This is a genomic window from Lysobacter sp. A421 (assembly GCF_054052145.1).
This window is the reverse complement of record NZ_JBSVRL010000003.1, coordinates 199,571-222,043: the sequence shown is the minus strand read 5'-3', so window position 1 is coordinate 222,043 and position 22,473 is coordinate 199,571. Positions and strand designations below refer to the sequence as shown.

General features: G+C 65.1%; 21 protein-coding genes. 16 read left to right on the top strand and 5 right to left on the bottom strand.

The features are described from left to right. Positions 1–131: 131 nt before the first annotated feature. Positions 132–359, top strand: coding sequence for a hypothetical protein (locus ACW7G6_RS10800; protein WP_456978585.1), 228 nt, complete (start codon positions 132–134; stop codon positions 357–359). 55 nt (positions 360–414) lie between these two features. On the opposite strand, the gene ACW7G6_RS10795 is transcribed toward ACW7G6_RS10800, so the two are convergent. Then, a complete protein-coding gene (locus ACW7G6_RS10795; RefSeq protein ID WP_456978586.1) occupies positions 415–972 on the bottom strand; it encodes a Smr/MutS family protein in 558 nt (185 codons plus the stop codon). 207 nt (positions 973–1,179) lie between these two features. Here ACW7G6_RS10795 and surE point away from each other — a divergent pair, with 207 nt between their 5' ends. The 4 genes from surE to ACW7G6_RS10775 all read left to right on the top strand — a co-directional run bounded on the left by surE (position 1,180) and on the right by ACW7G6_RS10775 (position 4,135). Beyond that, positions 1,180–1,980: a 5'/3'-nucleotidase SurE gene (gene surE, locus ACW7G6_RS10790; RefSeq protein WP_456998238.1), complete on the top strand. Its 801-nt coding sequence runs from the start codon at positions 1,180–1,182 to the stop codon at positions 1,978–1,980. Then, the gene (locus ACW7G6_RS10785) at positions 1,977–2,654 is read left to right on the top strand and encodes a protein-L-isoaspartate(D-aspartate) O-methyltransferase (RefSeq protein ID WP_456978588.1); all 678 of its coding nucleotides are present in this window, start codon (positions 1,977–1,979) and stop codon (positions 2,652–2,654) included. The genes surE and ACW7G6_RS10785 overlap by 4 nt, the downstream gene beginning before the upstream one ends. A gap of 5 nt (positions 2,655–2,659) precedes the next feature. Then, positions 2,660–3,319 (top strand): exopolysaccharide biosynthesis protein, encoded by a 660-nt coding sequence (locus tag ACW7G6_RS10780; RefSeq protein WP_456978589.1) that lies wholly within the window; start codon positions 2,660–2,662, stop codon positions 3,317–3,319. An 84-nt stretch (positions 3,320–3,403) separates the two neighbouring features. Continuing rightward, positions 3,404–4,135, top strand: a complete 732-nt coding sequence (locus tag ACW7G6_RS10775; protein WP_456978590.1) for a peptidoglycan DD-metalloendopeptidase family protein — start codon at positions 3,404–3,406, stop codon at positions 4,133–4,135. Positions 4,136–4,170: 35 nt separating this feature from the next. Here ACW7G6_RS10775 and ACW7G6_RS10770 read toward each other — a convergent pair whose 3' ends face one another. After that, entirely contained in the window at positions 4,171–4,545 is a 375-nt protein-coding gene (locus ACW7G6_RS10770; protein ID WP_456978591.1) for an Mth938-like domain-containing protein, read from the bottom strand. Between the two features lie 38 nt (positions 4,546–4,583). After that, positions 4,584–4,889, bottom strand: coding sequence for a ribosome assembly RNA-binding protein YhbY (yhbY, locus tag ACW7G6_RS10765; protein WP_456978592.1), 306 nt, complete (start codon positions 4,887–4,889; stop codon positions 4,584–4,586). Between the two features lie 79 nt (positions 4,890–4,968). Between yhbY and rlmE the strand changes: the two genes are divergently transcribed. The 11 genes from rlmE (at position 4,969) to ACW7G6_RS10710 (ending at position 18,037) form a co-directional block, all read left to right on the top strand. After that, on the top strand, positions 4,969–5,601 hold the full coding sequence (rlmE, locus tag ACW7G6_RS10760) for a 23S rRNA (uridine(2552)-2'-O)-methyltransferase RlmE (RefSeq protein ID WP_456978593.1): 633 nt from the start codon (positions 4,969–4,971) through the stop codon (positions 5,599–5,601). A 66-nt stretch (positions 5,602–5,667) separates the two neighbouring features. After that, a complete protein-coding gene (ftsH, locus tag ACW7G6_RS10755; protein ID WP_456998237.1) occupies positions 5,668–7,602 on the top strand; it encodes an ATP-dependent zinc metalloprotease FtsH in 1,935 nt (644 codons plus the stop codon). A 61-nt stretch (positions 7,603–7,663) separates the two neighbouring features. Beyond that, on the top strand, positions 7,664–8,518 hold the full coding sequence (gene folP, locus ACW7G6_RS10750; protein WP_456978595.1) for a dihydropteroate synthase: 855 nt from the start codon (positions 7,664–7,666) through the stop codon (positions 8,516–8,518). 181 nt (positions 8,519–8,699) lie between these two features. Then, positions 8,700–10,208, top strand: a complete 1,509-nt coding sequence (putP, locus tag ACW7G6_RS10745) for a sodium/proline symporter PutP (protein ID WP_456978596.1) — start codon at positions 8,700–8,702, stop codon at positions 10,206–10,208. 45 nt (positions 10,209–10,253) lie between these two features. Next, positions 10,254–11,210 carry a tRNA (adenosine(37)-N6)-dimethylallyltransferase MiaA gene (gene miaA / locus ACW7G6_RS10740; protein WP_456998236.1) on the top strand — a complete coding sequence of 319 codons (957 nt, stop codon included), beginning with the start codon at positions 10,254–10,256 and terminating at the stop codon, positions 11,208–11,210. 127 nt (positions 11,211–11,337) lie between these two features. Beyond that, positions 11,338–11,619, top strand: coding sequence for an RNA chaperone Hfq (hfq, locus tag ACW7G6_RS10735; RefSeq protein ID WP_456978598.1), 282 nt, complete (start codon positions 11,338–11,340; stop codon positions 11,617–11,619). 67 nt (positions 11,620–11,686) lie between these two features. Further along, positions 11,687–12,994, top strand: coding sequence for a ribosome rescue GTPase HflX (gene hflX / locus ACW7G6_RS10730; protein WP_456998235.1), 1,308 nt, complete (start codon positions 11,687–11,689; stop codon positions 12,992–12,994). A gap of 96 nt (positions 12,995–13,090) precedes the next feature. After that, positions 13,091–14,233, top strand: a complete 1,143-nt coding sequence (hflK, locus tag ACW7G6_RS10725) for an FtsH protease activity modulator HflK (protein WP_456978600.1) — start codon at positions 13,091–13,093, stop codon at positions 14,231–14,233. Further along, the gene (hflC, locus tag ACW7G6_RS10720) at positions 14,230–15,093 is read left to right on the top strand and encodes a protease modulator HflC (RefSeq protein ID WP_456978601.1); all 864 of its coding nucleotides are present in this window, start codon (positions 14,230–14,232) and stop codon (positions 15,091–15,093) included. Before hflK ends, hflC begins: the two co-directional genes overlap by 4 nt. A gap of 171 nt (positions 15,094–15,264) precedes the next feature. Beyond that, positions 15,265–16,557, top strand: a complete 1,293-nt coding sequence (locus ACW7G6_RS10715; protein WP_456978602.1) for an adenylosuccinate synthase — start codon at positions 15,265–15,267, stop codon at positions 16,555–16,557. A gap of 118 nt (positions 16,558–16,675) precedes the next feature. Beyond that, positions 16,676–18,037, top strand: coding sequence for a sulfatase-like hydrolase/transferase (locus ACW7G6_RS10710; RefSeq protein WP_456978603.1), 1,362 nt, complete (start codon positions 16,676–16,678; stop codon positions 18,035–18,037). Here ACW7G6_RS10710 and ACW7G6_RS10705 read toward each other — a convergent pair. Next, positions 18,034–18,396 carry a response regulator gene (locus tag ACW7G6_RS10705; RefSeq protein ID WP_456998234.1) on the bottom strand — a complete coding sequence of 121 codons (363 nt, stop codon included), beginning with the start codon at positions 18,394–18,396 and terminating at the stop codon, positions 18,034–18,036. The two genes, ACW7G6_RS10710 and ACW7G6_RS10705, sit on opposite strands and share 4 nt — an antisense overlap. Next, positions 18,393–22,382: a chemotaxis protein CheB gene (locus ACW7G6_RS10700; RefSeq protein ID WP_456998233.1), complete on the bottom strand. Its 3,990-nt coding sequence runs from the start codon at positions 22,380–22,382 to the stop codon at positions 18,393–18,395. Before ACW7G6_RS10700 ends, ACW7G6_RS10705 begins: the two co-directional genes overlap by 4 nt. Positions 22,383–22,473: the final 91 nt, after the last annotated feature.

The window sequence follows — 22,473 nt, the reverse complement described above, 5'->3', positions numbered from 1 at the left end:
CTGCCGTTGATCGGAAAGTTCCTGCAGGCACTGGCGCTGGCCACCAGGAGGGGTATACCGGAGTTGGGAGCCGAGTGGATCGGACCCCAGACGCGACCCGCGTCCGGCCCCGAACCGTCGGGAGCTGCGTCATGAACCTCTTGTTGCGTATTGCACTGATGGCGTTGTTGGTGGGTGGCCTGTCGGCCTGCGCCAGCATGGATGAGCAATCGGCGCGCGCCACGCCCCAAACCCAGCCGCTGAATGCCGATCAGCTGTACATGTCCATGGTGGAACAGCTGGCCAGCCGTCGTGGCGTCAGGGTGATGTGGGTCAACCCACCACTGAACCCGGACGCGGAATCGCTCGCGGGCCGTTAGTTGGCAGGCGTGTAGTTGGCAAGCGTGTAGTTGGCAAGCGCCGCCCAACGATCAGCTAGCGTCGTCGCTGCCGTGCCAGCACCACCACGACGGCGCCGGCGCCCCCTTGGGCGGGCGGCGGGGAATGGAATGCCAGGACACTGGAGCGATGGCGCAACATGCGATCGACCAGGTTCTTGAGCACCGGTGCGCCGCTGCTGCTGAAATCCGTCCGCTCGCGGCCCCCTTTGCCATGGATGATCCGCACGCAACCAAGGCCGTGGCGGAGCGCATCGTCGAGGAACGCGCGCAGCAGGGCCTCGGCAGTCCGGGCATCGGTGCCGTGCAGGTCGAGTTCTTCCTGGGCGGCCATCTCACCGCGCCGCAGTCGTTGCCAAGCGTCTGCCGGTAAGCTTTCGTGGCGGTAGGAAAGCGGGTCGTTTGCCTCCAATAGTGCTGCGTCCGACGGGTGGCGGAACTCGTCGCGGGCATTGGCCTCGTCTCGTTCGGCCATGCGCGCACGCGGCTTGGGCCGCGGCGGGGCGGGCGGAGGCGCGCGTTCCGGCAGGATTCTCACCGCCCCGATGGCGCGGCGGAACAGTGCCGCATCGTCGTCATCGTGGGGGCCATTCATGGGCGTATCCGGGGAACCGTCAACAAATCCTAACGCGGCAACGCGGTTGTGCAAGCGAGCGGGTCAAAACGAATGGGTTAATACGAGTGGGCAAAAACAGGACTGATGTCGATCGGCGGCTGAGCTGGCCACCACCTTCGGCTATCATGGTGGTTCTGCTTTTCCATTATCTTTTGGCGCCTTGCGTGGCGCCCGCCAAGGGAGTTCATGCGAGTTCTGGTCAGCAACGACGACGGTGTCGACGCCCCGGGCATCCGGGTCCTCGCCGAAGGGCTGCGTGCCGCCGGGCATGACGTGGTGGTGGTGGCGCCCGACCGCGACCGTTCCGGCGCCAGTAATTCGCTCACCCTGGACATGCCGGTGCGCACGATGCAGCAGGACGACGGCAGCTGGCGGGTCTTTGGCACGCCGACCGATTGCGTGCACGTGGCGATCACCGGAATGCTGGAAGACGAGCCCGACATCGTGGTGTCGGGCATCAACAATGCCGCCAATCTTGGCGACGACGTGATTTATTCGGGCACCGTGGCGGCGGCGATGGAAGGCCGCTTCCTCGGACTGCCGGCGGTGGCCGTGTCGCTGGTCACCACCGATCATGTCGGGCGTCATTACGAGACCGCCGCGCGTGCCGCCGTCGAGATCATCGCCCGGCTGCGCACCGATCCGTTGCCGGCCGACACGATCCTGAACGTCAATGTGCCGGATTTGCCCTGGGATGAGATCCGGGGTTTCCAGGTCTGCCGGTTGGGTAACCGCCACCGCGCCGAAGCCTGCGTGCCACAGACCGATCCGCGCGGACGTCAGTGGTGGTGGATCGGCGCCGCCGGACCGGAGCAGGACGCCGGCCCCGGTACCGATTTCCATTCGGTGCACAGCGGACACATCTCGATTACACCGATCAAGGTCGACCTGACCCGTTACCAGGCGCTGGAGCAGGTCGCCAGCTGGGTCGACGGACTGGCAGCCTCGTTGCTGGACCGCGGCAACGGGCACGAGGCATCACCATGAACCTGCGGATGCGATTGCAACCCGAAGCACTCGGGTCGGGCATGACGTCGCAGCGCGTACGTGATCGTCTGGTGGATCGCCTGCGTGGCAATGGCATCACCGACGAGCGCGTGCTCAACGCGATCCGCACCGTGCCCCGGCACCTGTTTGTCGATGAAGCCTTGGCCACGCGCGCCTATGAGGACACCGCCCTGCCGATTGGCCACGGCCAGACCATCTCCCAGCCCTGGGTGGTGGCGAAAATGACCCAGACCCTGCTGGAGACCCACCCGGCGAAGGTGCTGGAGATCGGCACGGGCTCGGGTTACCAGGCCGCGATCCTGGCGGCGCTCGGCTTGGAAGTGCATACCGTGGAGCGCATTGGCGAACTGCTACGCACCGCGCGCAAGCGCTTCCGGCAGTTGGGGATGAATGTGCGCAGCAAGCATGACGACGGCCGCATCGGTTGGGCGGAAAACGGCCCCTTCGACGCCATCCTGGTCACGGCCGCGGCGCCGGCACTGGTGGATGCGTTGACCGCGCAACTCAAGCCGGGCGGTTCGCTGGTTGCTCCGGTGGGCGCGGCCTCGTCGCAATCGCTGCTCAGGTTGTACAAGGATGCCAACGGCCGGATTGCCCAGGAATCACTGGGGCCGGTGGTGTTCGTGCCGCTTTTGTCTGGCCTGGTCGACTGACTGCCGTGACCCATCCAGACGCCCCGCAGGAGGCCCGCGATTCCGACGCCGTCGCGCTGGGAGAACAACTCGCCACGATTATCCGCAACTTGCCCGAGGACCAATTGACCCTGGGTGAGTTGCTGGCGGTGTTCGGGGACGAAGGCCTGCTGCTGCTGACCATATTGCTGACCCTGGTCTTCCTGATCCCGGTGTCGATCCCGGGGGTCAGCACGGTGTTCGGTGCGGTGATCCTGCTGGTCGGCATCAGTCGCCTGATAGGACGGCCTTTCTGGCTCCCGGAGAAGCTCAAGGCCAAGGCGCTGCCGGTCGAGAAACTGCGCCCGGGCCTGACCGCCGGGATGGTCTGGGTGGGGCGACTGGAGAAGATCAGTCGACCGCATCGGCTACGGGTGTTTGTCGATGGACGCGCGCAAGACGTATTCAACAATCTCGCCTTCATCCTGGCCGCCCTGTTGCTGATGGCACCGTTCGGATTCATCCCGTTCAGCAATACGCTACCGGGCCTGGCATTGCTGTTTTACGCTGTAGGCATGATCCAGCGCGACGGCGGAGCGATGTTGCTTGGCCATTTGGCGAACATCGGGACAATCATCTACTTTGGCATCCTGATCGGCGGTGGTGGCTTGGCGGCACACGAGTTGTTCCAGCGGCTTTCCAGTTGAGCCACCACCGTCGCTCCGTTGGCATCGATACTTGCCGCCAGCCGCATTGATCTGAACCACCTGGAAGACACAACAAGGCGAATGATGAAGTTGACTCTCCGTTTGTTCCTGCCCATCGCCGCGGCGCTTGCGCTTGCGGCTTGCTCCAGCACGGTGACCCGCGAGGGTGGGGGGGCTTCCACGCCAAAATACGGGGCCAGCAGCGTCGTCCAGCGCGGCGACACGCTGTACCGGATTGCCACGGAGAACGGAATCGCGATGCGCGACCTCGCGGCATGGAACGGTATTCCAGCGCCGTATACGATCTACCCCGGCCAGCGATTGGTGCTGTACCCCAAGGCTGGCGTCGCCGGCAACACGACGCGACCGACGAGCACAACCAAGCCCAGGTCTGCCGCTGCGGCACCTGCACCCCGCAAGCCGACCACGCCGCCGTTGAACAGTGGCGTGGCATGGCGGTGGCCGGTCGACGGGCCGCTGCTGAACCGTTTCTCGGCGGGTGATCCAACCAAGCAGGGCGTTGATATCGGCGGCACTGCTGGTGCGCCGGTCCGTGCCGCGGGCGATGGCACCGTGGTGTATTCCGGATCCGGTCTGGTCGGTTACGGCGAGCTGATCATCATCAAGCACAACGAGCAGTGGCTGTCCGCCTACGGCCATAACCGCAACCGGATGGTCACCGAAGGCACGAAGATCAGCGCTGGTCAGCAGATCGCCGAGCTGGGCCGCACCGGAGCGGCGCGCGACATGCTGCACTTCGAGATCCGCTACAACGGCAAGCCGGTCGATCCGCTGCTGTACCTGCCGGCCAAGTAAGTTCGGCAGGCAGGTCCGGCTGACAGGACAGTCCCTCAGCCGGCGAGGATGAAGCCGGCGACGACCTTGCGACCTTCGCTTGCCAGTACGTTGAACGTGCGTGCCGCCGCGGCGTTGGTCATGACTTCCATGCCGACCCCGTGTGCCAGGCAGGCCGCTCTTGTGGCCGCCGACGGGAATACCTGCTGTTCCCCGGTGCCCAGCAGGATCACCTCCGGTTGCAGCTCCAGCAGGGGCGCAAGTTCCGCAGGCCCCAGCGAGGCGGCATCCGTCACTGCCCAAGTGTCCATCAGGTGATCGGGTGCAATCACGAAACTGCGGGTCAGCCGGCGGTTGTTGACCAGCGCGGAGACGCCGTCGGCGGCGCGCAACGCAAATTCGTAGTCGGGGCGTTCAAGGTTCAGTTCCATCGGCGCATGCTAACAATTGGCCGCGGACATTGCCGTTATCAGCTTCGCGGCAACACGATCTGACGGTTGTCTTCGCTGGCCCGGTAGAGCACTGCGGTGTGGCCGATGCGTTGTACCAGGGCCGATTCGGTACGCGTGCAAAGCTCGCCAATCATCGCGTCACGCGCCTCCCGGTCGCTTGCCGCAATCTTGAGTTTGACCAGTTCGTGATGTTCCAGGGCCAGGTCAATCTCGGCCACAAGGGCGTCGGTGATCCCCTTGCCGCCCACCTGGAGCATGGCTTTGAGGTCGTGGGCCTGGCCGCGCAGGAACCGGGTCTGGGCGTTGGTCAGGACAGTAGCCATCAATGCACGCAAGTGAGGTTGGAAAGGCGCGCAGGGTAACATGGGGGCCCGTCATCCTCGCGATTTTTCGTCCATCCTCATGGCTACCCGCAGCAAAAGCAGCCAGCGCTGGCTCAAGGAACACCATTCCGACCCCTTTGTGAAGAAGGCGCGTGCGGAAGGGTTGCGTTCACGCGCGGCTTACAAGCTGGAGGAACTGGTCGAGCGTGACCGGCTGCTCAAGCCGGGCATGACCGTGGTCGACCTGGGTGCGGCGCCCGGCAGTTGGTCGCAATGGGTGCGAAAGGCACTGGGCGACAGCGGCCGGGTCATCGCGCTGGACATCCTGGAGATGCCGTCGCTGGCCGGGGTGGAGTTCCTTCATGGGGATTTCAGGGAGGATGAGGTCTTATCCGGGTTGGTTGATTGCCTTGATGGAAAGCCGGTGGACCTTGTGCTGTCGGATATGGCCCCCAATAAGAGTGGTGTGGATGCGGTGGATATGCCGCGGGCGTTGTACCTGGCCGAACTGGCGATGGATTTCGCCGACCAGCACTTGCGCGTCGATGGTGCGTTCCTGATCAAGTTGTTCCAGGGCGTGGGTTTCGATGACTATGTGCGCGAGTTGCGACGGCGTTATGCCAAGGTCGCGATCCGCAAGCCGGAGGCGTCGCGCAAGCGTTCTCCGGAGGTGTACGCGCTGGCCCAGGGCAAGCGCGCGGAAATGAAATAACGTGGTCTGCTGTACTCGACACCCGGGGTTCCGGGCCTCTCGCACAAAAAACGTGAACCTTATTAAATGAACGACTTGGCCAAGAATCTGCTGCTCTGGGTGATCGTCGCCGTGGTGCTCATGGTGGTGTTCCAGACCTTCGGTCCGCGTACCAGCGCTCCCGCCGTGCCACTGGCCTACGATCAATTCGTCGAGCAGGTGCAGGGCGACAAGATCGAGAAGGTCAAGATCGCCGAGGATCGCACCACCATCACCGGCGAGCGCAAGGACGGCACGCCGTTCACGACCTTCAGCCCGGGTGACAAGGACCTGGTCAACGACCTGCTGCAGCACGGCGTGGTCATCGAGCAGGTGCCGCCCGGTGGCCCGTCGTTCTGGTCGATCCTGCTCAACTTCCTGCCCATCATCCTGATCATCGCGTTCTGGATTTTCGTGATGAAGCAGATGCAGCAAGGCGGCGGCAAGGGCGCGATGAGCTTTGGCAAGTCGCGCGCCAAGTTGCAGGGCGAGGACCAGATCAAGGTGACCCTGGCCGATGTCGCCGGTTGCGACGAGGCGAAGGAAGAGGTTGGCGAACTGGTCGAGTTCCTGCGCGATCCGAGCCGGTTCCAGAAGCTGGGCGGCAAGATTCCGCGCGGCGTGCTGATGGTCGGCCCGCCGGGTACCGGCAAGACCTTGCTGGCGCGTGCGATCGCCGGCGAGGCCAAGGTGCCGTTCTTCGCGATCTCCGGCTCGGATTTCGTCGAGATGTTCGTCGGCGTCGGCGCCAGCCGCGTGCGCGACATGTTCGAACAGGCAAAGAAGAGCGCGCCGTGCATCATCTTCATTGATGAGATCGACGCGGTCGGCCGTCATCGCGGCGCCGGCCTGGGCGGCGGTCACGACGAGCGCGAGCAGACCCTCAACCAGCTGCTGGTGGAGATGGACGGCTTCGAGGGTGGCGAGGGCGTGATCGTGATCGCCGCGACCAACCGCCCCGACGTGCTCGATCCGGCGCTGTTGCGTCCCGGCCGTTTCGACCGCCAGGTCGTGGTCGGCCTGCCGGACGTGCGCGGCCGCGAGCAGATCCTGCGCGTGCACATGCGCAAGGTGCCATTGGCCGACGATGTCGAGCCGATGACCATCGCCCGCGGAACCCCGGGCTTCAGCGGTGCGGACCTGGCCAACCTGGTCAACGAGGCCGCGCTGTTTGCGGCGCGCAGCAACGCCAAGGAAGTCCGCATGGACCACTTCGACAAGGCGCGCGACAAGATCATGATGGGCGCGGAGCGGCGCTCGATGGCGATGAGCGAGGACGAGAAGAAGCTCACCGCATATCACGAGGCCGGTCACGCCATCGTCGGCCGCGTGGTGCCGGAGCATGACCCGGTCTACAAGGTCACCATCATTCCCCGTGGCCGCGCGCTGGGCGTGACCATGTACCTGCCCGAAGGCGACAAATACAGCTTCAACCGCACCGCAATCGAGTCACAACTGGCATCGCTGTATGGCGGACGGGTTGCCGAGGAGCTCATCTTTGGTGCCGACAAGGTCACCACTGGCGCGTCCAACGACATCGAGCGCGCAACCAAGATGGCCCGCAACATGGTCACCAAATGGGGCCTGAGCGACGAGATGGGGCCGATCTCCTACGGTGAGGAAGATGACGAGGTGTTCCTGGGCCGTTCGGTCACCCAGCACAAGAGCGTCTCCGATGACACCGCGCGCAAGATCGACGAGGTCGTTCGCGGCATCCTCGACAAGGCGTTCCAGCGCACCACCGAGATCCTGACCAAGCACTTGCCCGAGCTGCATGTGATGGCCGATACCTTGCTGCAGTACGAGACCATCGATGCCCACCAGATCGACGACATCATGGCCGGGCGCACGCCAGGACCGCCGGCCGACTGGGAAAAAGACGCGAACGGCGTGACCAAGTTGCCGCCTCCAAAGGATGACGCCAACACGCCTGGAACGATCGGTGGGACCGCCGAGCAGACCCGAGCGGGTCTTGCCCCATGACACTTGCTGCGTGACACCGGAAAGGCCAGAGTTCGCTCTGGCCTTTTTTATTGAGCAACCGATGTTTGACACCGCTCCGACACTGGATTGCAACGGCCGATTGTTGCGCCTTGACCAGCCGCGCGTGATGGGCATCGTCAACGTCACCCCGGATTCGTTCTCCGATGGTGGCCAGCACGACACCCTGGAGGCGGCGGTTGCACACGGCCTGCGGTTGGCCAGCGAGGGCGCGGACATCCTCGACATCGGCGGCGAGTCGACCCGTCCGGGTGCCGATGATGTTGCCGTCGAGGAAGAGCTGCGCCGGATAGTCCCGGTGGTCGAACGACTGGCTCGCGAGACCACGCTGCCGATCAGCGTCGACACGTCCAAGCCCGAGGTCATGCGCGCGGCGGTGGAGGCCGGCGCCGGCATGATCAATGATGTCTATGCGCTCCGCCAGGACGGCGCGCTCGCCACCGCCGCGGAACTCGGCGTGCCGGTGGTGCTGATGCACATGCGCGGCGAGCCGCGGAGCATGCAGGACGCCCCGCATTACGACGACGTGGTTTCCGAGGTCCACCGTTTCCTGGCGGAACGCATTTTTTCCGCCGAGATGGCCGGGATCGCCAAAGCCAGGATCGTCATCGACCCCGGCTTTGGCTTCGGCAAGACCCTGACCCACAACCTGGTCTTGCTGGCGCGGCTGGAGCAACTGGTGGATCTGGGGGTGCCGGTGCTCGCGGGCCTGTCGCGCAAACGAAGCATTGCCGAGTTGACCGGCCGGGAGCCAATGGAGGAACGGGTGAGCGGCTCGGTCGCTGCGCACCTGATCGCCGCGCAACGCGGAGCCCGGCTGCTGCGCGTGCACGATGTGGCCGCGACGGTGGATGCACTCAAGGTATGGAATGCAGTGGCCGCACTAGCCAAAAAATGACCAGGTTGATCGCAACCCTTGCGGAGTAAGCGGCTCCGATGGTTATCCACAAGTTGATCCGATGGCTTGTCCACAGCCCCTGTGCATAACCCGGGGGCTGAACCATCCGGAAAGGTGCGTTAGGCTGGCCCATTCGCGCCGCCGCCGCGGCCGTTTTTCCGAACACGGGGACCTGTTGCCAATGACAGCCAGTGCACCGCTACTCATAACGTTTTCCATCTACCTTGCGGTCGTGATCCTGATCGGGTTCGTCGCCTGGCGCTCGACCAAGACATTCGACGATTACATCCTGGGCGGCCGCTCGTTGGGCCCGTGGGTGGTCGCGCTTGCTGCTGGCGCCTCGGACATGAGTGGCTGGTTGCTGATGGGCTTGCCCGGCGCGATGTACCTGGGCGGCCTGTCTGAAGCCTGGATCGCAATGGGGCTGATCCTGGGCGCCTTCTTCAACTGGATGTACGTGGCCGGTCCGTTGCGGGTGTACACCGAGCGCGCTGGCAACGCGCTGACCATCCCCGACTATTTCACCCATCGCTTCCAGGACAAGGACCGCATCCTGCGGGTGTTGTCAGCACTGGTCATCCTGGTGTTCTTCGCGATTTATTGCGCTTCCGGCGTGGTCGCTGGCGCGCGCTTGTTCGAAAGCGTGTTCGGCCTGCCCTATGAAGAAGCCCTGTGGTGGGGCGCAGGGGCGACGATTATCTACACCCTGGTGGGCGGCTTCCTGGCGGTGAGCTGGACCGATACCCTGCAAGCGGGGCTGATGTTCTTTGCGCTGTTGCTGACGCCGGTCATCGTGATCATGACCAACGGCGGTTTCGAAGCCAGTGTCGCCCTCATCGGGCAGATCGACCCCGGCAACCTGGACTGGTTCCGCGGTGGAGAGATGGGCTTCATCGGGGTCGTGTCGATGTTGGCCTGGGGGCTGGGCTACTTCGGTCAGCCGCATATCCTGGCGCGATTCATGGCCGCCGACAGCGTTACCTCGATGCCCAAGGCGCGCCGGATCGGCATGGCCTGGATGATCCTGTGCCTGCTGGGCTCGGTCTCGGTGGGCTTCTTCGGCATTGCCTATTTCAATGCCCACCCCGAAGTGGCCGGCCCGGTGAATGAGAACGCTGAGCGCGTATTCATCGACCTGGCAACCCTGTTGTTCAACCCATGGATCGCAGGGGTCCTGCTGTCGGCGATCCTGGCCGCGGTGATGAGCACGCTGTCGTGCCAGTTGCTGGTCTGCTCCAGCGTGATGACCGAGGACTTCTACCGCGGCTTCCTGCGCCACCACGCCAGCCAGCGCGAGCTGGTCTGGGCCGGTCGTGCCTCGGTGGCGTTGATTGCGTTGCTGGCGCTATGGCTGGCGCGCGATCCGGACAGCCGCGTGCTTGGGCTGGTCAGCTACGCATGGGCGGGCTTCGGCGCGGCCTTTGGTCCGGTGGTGCTGTTGTCGCTGTTCTGGCAGCGCATGACCCGCAATGGCGCGCTGGCCGGCATCGTGCTCGGCGCGGCTACCGTGATCGCCTGGAAGTTGGTCGCGGTCGATCGGCTCGGTTTCGAGCTCTACGAGATCGTCCCCGGCTTCATCGTGGCGACCCTGGGCATCATCGTGGTCAGCAAACTTGACCGCGAGCCGCCGCAGGAGATCCAGGTGTTGCACCAGCAGGTGCGAGCCTCGCTGCGTGAAACCGGATATTGATGCGGGGCCAGTCCCGCACCCCATGACGAGCGCCGGCGGAGTGGCATGAACGATCCACGTCCGCTGGCGATCGCGCTGATGGGGCCGACCGCGTCGGGCAAGACGGCGCTCGCGCTGGACTGGGCCCAGCGCTTGGGTGGCGAGATTGTCAGCGTTGATTCGGCGCTGATCTACCGCGGCCTGGATATCGGCGCCGCCAAACCCGGCGTCGATGAGATGGCCGCCGTGCCGCACCACCTGATCGACCTGCGCGAACCCTGGCAGCCGTACTCGGCGGCCGAGTTCGCCGTTGCCGGCCGCGCCGCGCTGGACGACATCGTCGCCCGTGGCAAGTTGCCGATCCTCGCCGGCGGTACCGGCTTGTATTTCCACGCCTTGTTGAAAGGGCTGTCGGCCATGCCGAGCGCCGATGCACCGACGCGCGCCCTGCTGGCCGCCGAGGCGGCCGAGGTGGGCTGGGCCGCGATGCACGCCCAGTTGGCGCGCATTGATCCGCAGGCGGCGCAGCGCATCCACGCGACCGATGCGCAACGGATCCAGCGGGCGCTGGAGGTATACCGGCTGTCAGGACGGACCATCAGCGACTGGCAACGCGAGCCATCCCCACCGCGCCTGCCTTTCCGGGCGCTCAAGCTGGTGCTGGCCCCGCAGGACCGGGCCGTCCTGCATCAACGCATCGAGCGTCGTTTCGACCTGATGCTGGATGCCGGCTTCCTGGAGGAAGTCCAGCGCCTGCGCACCATGCCCGAGTTGCAGGCGCATCGCGCTCCACTGGAGTTGCCAGCATTGCGAGCGGTAGGTTACCGCCAGGCCTGGGAACATCTGGATGGCGCTTTCGATGCCGCCGGCTTCCGCGACCGTGCGATATACGCCACCCGCCAGCTGGCCAAGCGTCAGCTGACCTGGCTGCGTGGCCAACTGGACGCGCGCTGGTTCGACCCGGCCACCCAGGCGGACGCGCTGGATACGGCGCTGCGGATGTTCATCCGCCAACGCCACTGAGCCAGCCTGCGGCTACATGCGCTACCATCGCCCCATCGCTGCTGTGGGGTCGGTATTTGGCGATGGGACGGCTCCGCCAAACGGAGCGGCCAACCATAACTAGAAAGACAATGTTGGGGAAAATTTGATGTCCAAGGGACAATCTTTGCAGGATCCTTTCCTGAATGCGCTGCGTCGCGAACGCGTGCCGGTTTCGGTCTACCTGGTCAACGGCATCAAGCTGCAGGGCACGATCGAGTCGTTCGACCAGTTCGTGGTGCTGTTGCGCAATACCGTCAGCCAGATGGTCTACAAACACGCCATTTCCACCGTGGTGCCGGCGCGCAACGTCCGGGTCGGCCCCAGTGGCGGTTATGTCCAGTCAGGCGAAGGCGACGGTGAGCGCGCGCAGGACGCTGCCGCCGACTGACCTTGTGTTTGCCCGCCACGCACCCATCTGGTGGGCATGACCTGTCGATTCGCGGAGTCCGCAACCTTTGTTTGAACGCTCCCGCAAGGGTGGGAACGCCCTGTTGATCCAGCCCCACGCCGGTGGACCACCCGACGAGGGGCAGGTGGAAGAGTTTGCCGAGCTGGCTCGTTCGGCCGGGGCCAACGTGGTGGCCACCCTGACCGCGCGCATTGATCGGCCCAATGCCTCGATCCTGATCGGAAGCGGCAAGCTGGAAGAAGTGCAGGCCGCCGCAGCGGCCAGCGGCGCTGACCTGGTGTTGGTCAACCATCCGCTCAGCCCGGTCCAGGAGCGCAACCTGGAGCGCGCGTTGCAGTGCCGGGTGGTGGACCGCACCGGCCTGATCCTGGACATCTTCGCCCAGCGCGCCAGCAGTCATGATGGCAAGTTGCAGGTCGAGCTGGCCCAGCTCAAGCACATGTCGACCCGCCTGATCCGCGGATGGACCCACCTGGAGCGCCAGCGCGGCGGCTCCATCGGGCTCCGTGGGCCGGGTGAGACCCAGTTGGAGACCGATCGCCGGTTGCTGCAAAAACGCCTGGAACAACTGCAAAAGCGCCTGCAGAAAGTCGAGGTGCAGCGCAACCAGATGCGCCGTGGCCGCGTCCGTAGCGAGTTGCCGCGGGTCGCCCTGGTTGGCTACACGAACGCCGGCAAGTCGACGCTGTTCAATGCGTTGACCGGTGCCGGCGCCTACGCCGCCGACCAGCTGTTCGCCACCCTGGATCCGACCGTGCGCCGGATGGAACTGTCCGGCAGCGCCGTGGTACTGGCCGATACCGTCGGTTTCGTCCGTGACTTGCCCCATGAGCTGGTCGCCGCGTTCCGCTCCACCTTGTCGGAGGCGCGCGAAGCGGACCTGCTGTTGCATGTCATCGATGCCGATGATCCGCTGCGGGACGAGCGGATCGCCCAGGTCAACGAGGTGTTGGCCGAGATTGGTGCCGGCGATCTCCCGCAGATCCTGGTATTCAACAAGATCGACCGGCTTGAGCAGGTACGACCGCGGATCGATCGGCCGGGTGAAGGCCACTCGCGGGTCTGGGTCTCGGCGCGCGACGGCCTCGGCCTGGATCTGCTGCCCGAAGTGATTGGCGAGGCGCTGCAGCTTCGCCACGTGACCGGCACGGTGGAGCTGTCCTCAAGCGCAGGACGGCTGCGCGCCCGTCTGCACGAGCTGGGGGCCGTACGCGAGGAGCATGCCGCCGAGCACGGTTGGTCACTGCGGCTGGAGATCACCGAAGAAGACGTGCAACGGCTGTATACGCAGCCGCACGGCGATGCCCTGCAGCCACTGCTGGAGTCGCTGGAGCTCCCATCCGATACCGTTTGATCGCACGCTTGCTTGAGGCAAGCGCCGCCCCCACCTAGAATCATCGGTCGCCTGCCGGACAATGCAGGACGGCGTCTATCGACATTAGGAGCAGGCATGGCCTGGAACACCCCTGGCAGTGACAATTCCGGCAGCGGCCGGCCACCCCGGCAGCGCCGACCCGGCGGCAATGGTCTGGACGAGATCGTCGATCGCTTGCGCGGCCTGTTCGAAGGCGGCGGCAATGGCGGTAACAGCGGCATCGGGCGCTGGGTCCTGGTGGTTTTCGTGCTGTGGCTGGTATTCAACAGCTTCGTGCTGGTGAACGAGCAGCAGCGTGGCACCGTGCTGCGGTTTGGCCATTACTCGCGCGTCCTGCAACCGGGGCCGCATTTCAAGTTGCCATGGCCGGTGGAGACGGTGATCAAGATCAACGCCACCGAGATCAAGACCTTCGGCACCAACGTGCCGGTGCTGACGCGGGACGAGAACATCGTCCAGGTCGAGATCAACGTCCAGTACCGGGTCAGCGATCCGTACAAGTACCTGTTCGGGACCCGTAACGCCGACGCCATGTTGAAGCAGGCATCGCTCAGCACCGTGCGTGAGCAGGTGGGACGTTCCACGCTGGACACCGTGCTGGGCGCCCGCAACGCGCTGGCGGTGTCGGCAAGGGAGCAATTGCAGGCCTCACTGGATGCCTACCGCACCGGGCTGGTCGTGACCGAACTGAGTCTTCCCAACGCGCGTCCGCCCGATGAGGTCAAACCTGCGTTCGACGACGTCAACAGCGCCCAACAGGACAAGGACCGACTGATCAGCGAGGCTGAAGCCTACGCTGCCCAGGTGGTTCCGGAAGCGCGCGGCCAGGCGGCACGCGTGCGAACCGTTGCCGAGGGTTACAAGGCCGCATCGGTCGCACGGGCAGAGGGTGACGCCGATCGCTTCTCGATGCTGGTCGATGCCTACCACGATGCGCCGGAAGTCACCCGCAAGCGCTTGTGGCTGGAGACCGTGCAGGACGTGCTGTCGGGCAACCGCAAGGTCGTTGGCGGCGACTCGCGCCAGCTGATCTATGTCCCCATGTCCGAGGGCGCGGGTGGCGGAAAATCAAGCTCCACCGGCACCTCGTCGGCGCCGCTGCTGACACCGCAGTTGCTGGAGTCCGGAGCGCTATCCGATTCGGCATCCAAGTCCGGCGGAGCCAATCGTAGCGATCGCAGCTCCAGACCCACTGGCCGCCCGGAGGTGAGCCGATGAAACATTCCATATGGATTGCGATGGGCGTCGCCGTGTTGCTGCTGTTCATGGGCTCGACCTATGTCGTCCGCGAGGGCCAGGTCGCGATGGTGCTCAACCTCGGGCGTGTCGATCGCACCGGCCTGGAGCCGGGGCTGCACTTCAAATGGCCGCTGGTGGAACGTGCGATGGTGTTCGACCGCCGCCTGATGGTGCTTGACGCCGAGCCCGAGCGTTACCTGACCTCCGAGCGCAAGGACGTCAGCGTCGACTTCTTCACCGTCGGCATGATTGAGGATGTGCGCGCGTTCTATCGCGCCACCGGCGGCGACGAAAGTCTTGCCATCGACCGTCTTGCGCCGATCATCAAGGACTCGTTGCGTAACGAAATCAACGCCAGGACCTTGAAGGAAATCGTCTCTGGTGATCGTTCCGAGATCATCGAGCGGCAACTGGACGGGATCAATGAAGGTGCCGCCACGGTCGGGGTACGGATCATCGACCTGCGCATCAAGCAGATCGACCTGCCGACCGACAGCCAGGTGATCCAGGACGTCTATCGCCGCATGAGCGCGCAACGCCACCAGGTGGCCAGCCGCCTGCGTGCGGAAGGTGCCGAGCAGGCCCAGACCGTGCGGGCGCAAGCGGACCGGGAGCGGACCGTGATCATTGCCGAGGCGGAACGCGATGCACAGCGCCTGCGCGGTCAGGGTGACGCGGAAGCGACGGCGGCCTACGCCAAGGCGGCCAACAAGGACCCGGCGTTCTATGCCTTCCAGCGCAGTCTGGAAGCGTATCGCGACGCGTTCAGCGATGGCCAGGGCGTGATCATGCTCGACAGCGAGGATGATTTCCTGCAGTACTTTGGTAACGACCGGTAAGTCTGGCGGTCCGTTCACCCGGGACGGGTCACGGGGCTAGCCCTGTGACCCCGAAACCCGGATAATGCACAAAAGCCGGCTGGGGGCATTCCCCGCCCGGCTTTTTCTGTGAGTGGAAACCTTCCGCACAGTCGGCCGCGTCGGCCTCTCAATGCTTCAGGAGCATGCGTAATGGGTCAGTCAGTCGTCGTTCTCGGTGCCCAGTGGGGCGATGAAGGCAAGGGCAAGATCGTTGACCTGCTGACTACGCAGATCGGTGCGGTGGTGCGCTTCCAGGGCGGCCACAACGCCGGCCACACCCTGGTCATCAATGGCAAGAAGACCGTACTGCACCTGATCCCGTCGGGCATCCTGCGCGAAGGCGCACTGTGCCTGATCGGCAACGGCGTGGTGCTGCACCCCGGCGCCCTGCAGAAGGAGATCGCCGAGCTGGAGGCCGAGGGCATCGAGGTGCGTTCGCGCCTCAAGATCAGCCCGGCGACGCCGCTGATCATGCCGTACCACATCGCCCTGGATCAGGCGCGTGAGAAGGCCGCCGGCGGCAAGGCCATCGGCACCACCGGTCGTGGCATCGGCCCGGCGTACGAGGACAAGGTCGCCCGTCGCGGCATCCGTGTCTCCGACCTGCATTACCCGGAGCAACTGGCCGAACTGCTGCGCAGCGCGCTCGATTACCACAACTTCGTGCTGACCAAGTACCTGGGTGTGGACGCGGTCGACTTCCAGCAAACCCTCGACGAGGCGCTGGAATTCGGCGAGTACGTCGAGCCGATGAAGTCCGACGTTGCCGGCATCCTGCACGACCTGCGCAAGCAGGGCGCGCGCGTGCTGTACGAAGGCGCGCAGGGCTCGTTGCTCGACATCGACCACGGCACCTATCCCTACGTCACATCAAGCAACACCACCATCGGCGGCGCGATGGCCGGCACCGGTGTCGGCGCCGATGCGATCGATTACGTGCTCGGCATCGCCAAGGCCTACGCGACCCGCGTCGGTAGCGGCCCGTTCCCGACAGAATTGCACGACGACGTTGGCCAGGGCCTGCGCGACCGCGGTCAGGAGTACGGTGCCACCACCGGTCGCCCGCGTCGCTGCGGCTGGATCGACATCGTCGCCCTCAAGCGTGCGGTCGCGATCAGCGGCATCAGCGGTCTGTGCATCACCAAGCTGGACATCCTGGACGGCATGCCGACCCTGAAGATGTGCATCGGCTACCAGTACCGCGGCAAGCAGACCGAGTACGCGCCGCTCGATGCCCAGGGTTGGGACGAATGCGTGCCGGTCTACCTGGAGTTCCCGGGCTGGGAGGAGAGCACCCACGGCATCACCGAATGGGACAAGCTGCCGCCCGCCGCCCGCGCTTACCTGCGCGCGCTGGAAGAGCTGTCCGGCTGCCCGCTGGCGATGGTTTCCACCGGTCCCGACCGCGATGCCAACATCGTGCTGCAGGACCCCTGGGCATAGGCCGCGATAGTCGTCTTCCCGGTCTGTGGCACGGGTAATGGAAGCCACCCGGCGGGTTTCGCCGGTTCGACGGACCTCGACCTGGGCCCGTATTACGTGGGTCCTGGTTGCTTTCCTGTTGCTTCCCAACCTGCTTTTCGCGCTGCTGGGCCGTGTCTGGTTTATCGATCGGGCCTGGGTCAATCTCGACTATCTGATCGTTGGCGCGGTGTGCATCTGGCTGGGGAACCGGGTGGTCGCGTTCGCGGTATTCGTACTTATCTGCGCCGACCTGTTGTTCGCGATTGCCCCCGGTTACCACCTCAGCATTGCCAGCGTACTGGGGTCGGCGACCGAGCTGCTGTCACTCGGCCCGGTCTACGTCGTGACCCAAACGGGGCTTGTCCTGGCCGTTGCGGGCTTGTGTACGTGGCTGATGGCCAAGTCCTGGGTGTGCTCCCGCAGCAAGCCGATCGTGACCGTGACTTGCCTGGTCATGGCGCTGGTGGCGGTCGTCGTCGATGTTCGCGTTTCCGGCCACAGGGTGGAGGCGCTGGGGGCTTCCGTGGTCGCGCCCAACCTGGCGGCTTCGACCGCCAACAGCCTGCGCATCGCCTTGGCGACGTGGGATTCCGATCCCGGCGACCAGGTGCAGCAGTCGATGGCTGCGGCCAGCAGCGTCCTCGGCGACCGACTCGCCAGTGCCGATCCGATGTCACGTCATATCGTGCTGGTGCTGGTGGAATCACTGGGTTCCTATGTGGATGCCGACCTCAACTCGCTGCAGTTGCGAGCCTTCGACGGACTTGCGGATAACCCGCGCTTTGCCGTGCAGTCATCGGGTTACGTCGGCTTTGAAGGCTCCACGGTGCCTGCCGAGTTGCGCGAGCTTTGCGGCATCAGGATGCTTTCCGTGCATCCTGATCCGGACGCACTGCCGGCCGAAAACTGCCTGCCTGCACGCATGCGCAAGGCTGGCTATACAACACTGGCAGCGCACGGGTTCATGGGGACCTTCTTCAGTCGCAATCTCTGGTATCCGGCCCTCGGCTTTGATGAGATCTGGTTTGGTTCCCGGTTCAGCCAGCTGCTGGATAAGCCGCGGCGATGCGGGGTGGCGTTCAACGGGGTTTGCGACCGGGCGGCATGGAAGGCATTGGTCGAGCACGTGCGGCAGTTGCGGGACCAGCGTACCTTCAGCTACTGGCTGACGATCTCGACCCACCTGCCGGTACCGAGCCCGGACGCGAGCATCGACCAGGCAATATGCGAAGCCCACCCGGTGAGCCGGGCCAACCCCGAGGTCTGCAACCTGCTGGCGTGGCACAACGCCTTGTTCGTGGACATCGTCCACAGCCTGCAGACCCGGATGCCTGGTGACACCACCATTGTCCTGGTTGGCGACCATGCGCCGCCGTTCCTGGATGCAGGGACCCGTGCGCTGTTCGATCCCGCACGCGTGCCGTATGTCGTGATTGCGCCGGTACCCGTGCAGCACTAGTCGCGCAACAGGGTTCTCACCGCCTGTTTCAGCTGTGCCACTACATACGGCTTCTGCAACATTGGGCAGCCGTGGTAGTCGTCCGGCAGGCCGTCCTCGCCGTAGCCGGAGGTGAACAGGAATGGGATGTCGCGTTCGCGCAGTGCCTGCGCCACCGGGAATACCTGCACTCCGGCCAGATTGATGTCGAGGATCGCACCGTCGATGGGCTCCGCCGTCGCCAGCGCGAGCGCGGCGGGCACCCGCGAGGCCTTGAGTACGCGATAACCGGCATCGACCAGGATGTCCTCGAGCATCATCGCCAGATGCATCTCGTCCTCGACGATCAGCAGGCACCCGGGGGCGAGACCGGTGTTCACAATGGGCTCTCGATTTCCGCCATCGGCAATTCGATCCGGCAGGTCACGCCGGCCGGATCGAACTGCAGTGCCGCCGTGCCTTGCAGCTCGTATCCAAGTCCCTCGCTGATCAGGCGTGAACCAAAGCCCCGCCGGGTCGGTGGGGTGACCGGGGGCCCACCACTCTCGGTCCACAGCAGGTGCAGCCACGGCACCTGTTCGGACACGCGTGTCTCCCATTGCACCGCGACCCGCCCGTCGGGCACCGACAGCGCGCCGTACTTGGCCGCGTTGGTTGCCAACTCGTGCAGGGTCATGCTCAGTGCCAGAGCGGCCTTGGGGTTGAGCTTCAGGGCTGCGCCGCTCAACTGGACCCGGCTTTCGTTGTCATGCTGGTAGGGCGCCAGCTCGCTGAGCACGATCTCGCGCAGCCCCGCGCCGCTCCAGGCGTCGACGGCCAGCAGGTTATGGGTGTTGGACAAGGCATGCAGGCGTGACAGGAACGTGGCGCGGAACTGGTCCAGGTCCGTGGAGTGGGCCGCCGTCTGCTGCGCAATGGCCTGCACGCTGGCCAGGGTGTTCTTGACCCGGTGGTTGAGCTCGCCCAGCAACAATTGCTGGTACTCGGCCGCGCGGTGACGTTCGCTGATGTCCTGCAGTATCGCCAGCACCCGATCGGGCCTGCCGCCCGGATCGGTGAGCAGGGAGACACTGTTGTCGACCCAGACCTCCGATCCGTCGGGCCGCAGATAGCGTTTTTCCATCTGGAACGCTGGGCCGCCTGCCATTAGTGTGTGCAGCTGCCCCATGTAACCGGGCACGTCGTCGGGATGGGTGATGTCCTGTTTGCGCATCCCGGCCAGGGTTTCGGCACTGCGTTCCACGATGGTGCAGTAGGCCGGGTTGACTTTCAGGAACCGGCCGGTGGCGTCGATTTCGGCGATCCCGACCGTCGTCTGCTCGATCAGCTGCTCCAGGTGGCGCTGGCTGGCTTTCAACTCGGCATCGATGCGTTGCCGCTCGCTGTTATCGCGGGCGATCAACGACCCGGAGATGGCCGTGCCGTCCATGTCCAGCACCGGCGAACACGTTACGGCGACCGGTACCTGGCTGCCGTCCTGTCGCACCCACTGCATTTCCATTTCGGTCGATCCGCGGTGCTTCGCGCATGCCTCCAGCAGTTGCCGGGTCTGCTCGGTGCTGTCGGGTGCCAGGACCGAGATCGATTGACCAATCGCCTGGCTCGCCGTATGGCCCAGGATCCGATGGGCACTGGCATTCCAGCTGGTGATGGTGCCGTCCAGGCGATGGCCGATGATCATCTCCCGTGAGGAGTCGACAATTGCCGCCAACCGGGCGCGCTCGATCCGGTACTGCTGGCGTTCGCTGATGTCGACGAAGGTCAGCACCACGCCGTCGATGACGTTGTCGACGGTGCGGTACGGGCGAATGCGCAACTGGAACAGCAGTCCGGAGTCGCTGGCCGGCAACTCGCGCTCGACCATGGCCAGGGTACGCAGCACCTGGCCGGCGTCGTGCCGCAGGTCCGGGTAGTCGATCCGCGAGGCGATCTCGGTGATCGGCCGGCCGCGGTCGCTGTCGCGCAGGTGGTACACCGCGGTCATCGCCGGGGTGAAGTTGCTGACCCGCAACTGCGCGTCCAGGAACAGGGTCGCGATCTGGGTGCTGTCGAGCAGATTCTGCAGGTCGTTGTTGAGGTGGGCGAGGCTGTCGTTCTTGTCCTGGATCTCCGCATTGACCGTCTGCAGCTCTTCGTTGATCGACTGCATCTCCTCCTTGGAGGTTTCCAGCTCTTCGTTGGACGATTGCAGCTCTTCGTTGACCGACTGGTACTCCTCGTTGGTCGACTTCATTTCCTCGCCGGTCATCGCCTGCTGCTCGATCGCGGCCTGCAACTCGGCGCGTGCGTTGGCCAGTTCGTCTTCCAGTCCCTGGACCACCGCGGTGCCGCGATCGTCGGAATGGTCGCTGTCGGCTTCGCCGGCCGGCACCGTTTCAATCTCGTCGAACGCCAGCACGCACAGCGGCACGCCGGCATCGCGGATGGGTAGCGGTACCGCGATCAGCCGCAGGCGTTGACACTGGTCACCGATCGACACGCTCAAACCGCTCTGCAGTACCGGCTTGCCAGCGTCTACGGCCTGTTTTACCACGCTGCGCGCGGCCACCCGCAGGCCACGGTGCAATAACCCGAACAGGTTGAGGCTGGCCGCGCCCGCCGCCGGCTCCAGGTAGCGCCCGGTGTTGCCGGCGAAGCGCACGATGTCGTGCTGCTCGTCGATCACCACATAGGCTGGCGAGTACTTCTCCAGTGCTCGGCGTGCGCCGAGGTCGATCCAGTCTTGGGCCCCGCTGCCGGCCCGCGTCTCGGTGCCGCGCTTCGCCGGCGTGTCGCGCGCCGGCTTGCCGCGCTCGGGCAGCGCCGGCAAGCCGACCCCGCTGTCGGCGCGGCGGGCGTAGAGACGGTGGCTCTTGTTGATCACGGTGAACAGCTTGGCGCTACGGCCAAGGCCCTCCGATGAGCCCAGCAGCAGGTAACCATCCGGTCGCAGCGCGTAATGGAAGGTTCGCAACAATCGTTCCTGCAGGTCGGAATTGAGGTAGATCAGCAGGTTGCGGCACGACACCAGGTCCATGCGCGAGAACGGCGGGTCCTTGATCGCGCTGTGCGGCGAGAACACGCACATCTCGCGGATCGACTTGGCCACGCACCAGTCGTCACCGTCCCGGGTGAACCAGCGCTCCTGACGCTGCTCGGAGACGCCGACCAGCGGTGACTTGTAGCGTCCCGCACGGGCGGCGCTGACCGCGCGGTCGTCGATGTCGGTGGCGAAAATCTGCACCTTCGGGTCGGCCTTGTCATGCAGGCCCATGGCCTCCCGCAACGCGATCGCGATGGAATAAGCCTCCTCGCCAGTGGCACAACCCGATACCCAGACCCGCACCACGTCGTCGGCGCCCTTGCTGGCCAGCAACTTCGGGATCGCCGTGGTTTGCAACGCCTCGAACGCCTTGGGGTCACGGAAGAACTCGGTAACCCCGATCAGCACCTCGCGGAACAATTGCTGGTGCTCCTCGGGGTGCCCGCGTAGATAATCGATATAACCGGGTACCGTCTCGACCTGGACCACATGCATGCGGCGCTGGATGCGCCGGGTCAGGGTCTTCTCCTTGTATTGACTGAAGTCGTGTCCGACCTCGGCACGCAACAGGCGACAGATCGTGCGCAGGTGCGCGGCCAGGTCCTGGCGTTCACCGTCCGCGCCTTTGTCGCTGTCGGTGGCCCGCAGATGCTGCAGATGGGCGAGCAGCCGCGCCGGCATCTCCTCTACCGGCAGGATGGCGTCGACCAGGCCGGTGGCGGCGGCGCTGGCCGGCATGCCGGTCATCGCGACGTGGTCGAAGCCGGACTGGGCCAGAGTCAGGCCACCGCATTCCTTGACTGCGCGCAGGCCACGGGCGCCATCGCTACCGGTGCCCGACAGCACGATGCACACCGCACAGTCGCCCTGGTCATGCGCCAGCGAAGTAAAAAACGTATTGATTGGCCAGCGGTATTGCCGCGGCGGCGCGGGCTTGCTGACCGCCAGCGCGCCGTCGACGATCGTCAGGGTGGCGTCCGGTGGGATCACGTAGATGTGGTCGGCCTGCACCGGTTCGCCGTCGACGGCATCCAGTACCGGCATCGCGGTGCCACGACCGATCAGTTCGGTCAGCAGGCTGGTGTGCTGTGGCGCCAGGTGCTGGACCAGCACGAACGCCATGCCGCTGTTGACTGGCATCTGCGCGAAGAAGTTCTTGAAGGCCTCCAGTCCGCCGGCGGACGCGCCTATGCCGACAATCAGCAGCGGCCCGGTGTCCGGTAACGACGCGGTCCCGGCGTCCGTCGCCCCAGCGTCCGGCCTTGCGGCCTGCTCGGGAGCGACAGCTACGCTGGTGGCGCCGGGGCCGGTGTCGCCCGAAGGCTTGGCGTTTTCTTGCGGCATATGGGAGACGTCACACGGCGGGAAGCCAGTATGCACGGGCGCCGCAGGGGGGCGATGTGAATGGATGCGCCGGGAGGCATGGACTTGGCAC